Annotated in this window: 1 protein-coding gene; it reads left to right on the top strand. The window is 69.5% G+C overall.

Features of this window, described 5'->3' with window-relative positions; translation table 11 throughout:
• Positions 1-88 precede the first annotated feature (88 nt).
• Positions 89-1,946: TIGR03960 family B12-binding radical SAM protein (locus ACXJKL_RS20110; RefSeq protein WP_457208766.1), on the top strand; the 1,858-nt coding region annotated here is incomplete at its 3' end.

Genomic DNA, 1,946 nt, shown 5'->3' on the forward strand with positions numbered 1-1,946 from the left:
CTTGAGGGCTGGTCCTTCCCCCGATCCTTCGAGGTGTTCTCGCGTGTCCGTCTCCACCTCCGCGCCCGCTCCGGCGTCGGTCTTCCCGCTGCTGGAGTCCCGTCTCCCGTCGGTGCAGAAGCCCATCCAGTACGTCGGTGGCGAGCTCAACTCGACGGTGAAGGAGTGGGACTGCGCGCCGGACGGCGAGACGGTGCGCTGGGCCCTGATGTATCCCGACGCCTACGAGGTCGGGCTGCCCAACCAGGGTGTCCAGATCCTGTACGAGGTGCTCAACGAGCGCGACTGGATCGTCGCCGAGCGCACCTACGCGGTGTGGCCCGACATGGAGGCCGTGATGCGGGAGCACCACATCCCGCAGTTCACCGTCGACAGCCACCGCCCGGTGCGTGCCTTCGACGTGCTCGGACTGTCGTTCTCCACCGAGCTCGGCTACACCAACATGCTCAACGCCCTCGACCTCGCCGGCATCGCGCTCCATGCGGTCGACCGCGGTGACGACGACCCGATCGTCCTCGCCGGCGGCCACGCCGCGTTCAACCCGGAGCCGATCGCCGACTTCATCGACGCCGCGGTGCTCGGTGACGGTGAGGAGGTCGTGCTCGCCATCTCCGAGGTGGTGCGTGAGTGGAAGGCCGAGGGCCGCCCCGGTGGGCGCGACGAGCTGCTGCGCCGCCTCGCGGTGAGCGGCGGCGTCTACGTCCCCGCGTTCTACGACGTCACCTACACCGCCGACGGCACCATCGAGGCCGTCGTCCCCAACAGGCCGGGCATCCCCTTCCGGGTGCGCAAGCACACCCTGATGGACCTCGACGCGTGGCCCTACCCGGCCAAGCCGCTGGTGCCGCTCGCCGAGACCGTCCACGAGCGCTTCAGCGTGGAGATCTTCCGCGGCTGCACGCGCGGGTGCCGCTTCTGCCAGGCCGGCATGATCACCCGTCCGGTGCGCGAGCGCTCCATCAAGACCATCGGCGACATGGTCGAGAACGGCATCCGCACGTCCGGCTTCGACGAGGTCGGGCTCCTGTCGCTCTCCAGTGCCGACCACTCCGAGATCGGTGAGGTCGCCAAGGGTCTGGCCGACCGCTACGAGGGCGCAGGAGTCTCGCTGTCGCTGCCCTCGACCCGCGTCGACGCCTTCAACATCACCCTGGCCAACGAGTTCTCCCGCAACGGACGGCGCTCGGGCCTGACGTTCGCGCCCGAGGGCGGGTCCGAGCGGATGCGCAAGGTCATCAACAAGATGGTCACCGAGGACGACCTGATCAACACCGTCGCGGCGGCGTACAGCCACGGCTGGCGCCAGGTGAAGCTCTACTTCATGGTCGGCCTGCCGACCGAGACCGACGAGGACGTCCTCCAGGTCGCCGAGCTGGCCAAGAAGGTCATCGCCAAGGGCCGCGAGGTCGCGGGCCACAACGACATCCGCTGCACGGTGTCGATCGGCGGCTTCGTGCCCAAGCCGCACACGCCCTTCCAGTGGGCCGCGCAGCTCGACCACGAGACCACCGACAGCCGCCTCAAGAAGCTGCGCGACACCGTCCGCGAGGACAAGCGCTACGGCCGCGCCATCGGCTTCCGCTACCACGACGGCAAGCCCGGGATCGTCGAGGGACTGCTCTCCCGCGGCGACCGCCGCGTCGGCCGGGTCATCGAGGAGGTCTGGCGCGACGGCGGCCGCTTCGACGGCTGGAGCGAGCACTTCTCCTACGAGCGCTGGATGGGCGCCACCGAGCGTGGTCTCGCGGGCACCGGCGTCGACGTCGACTGGTACACGATCCGCGAGCGTGAGTACGACGAGGTCCTGCCCTGGGACCACCTCGACTCAGGCCTCGACAAGGACTGGATGTGGGCCGACTGGGAGGACGCGCTCGCCGCGGCCGACGGTGCCGACATCGAGGTCGAGGACTGCCGCTGGACGCCCTGCTACGACTGCGGCGTGTGCC

This window comes from Nocardioides sp. P5_C9_2 (assembly GCF_054049555.1).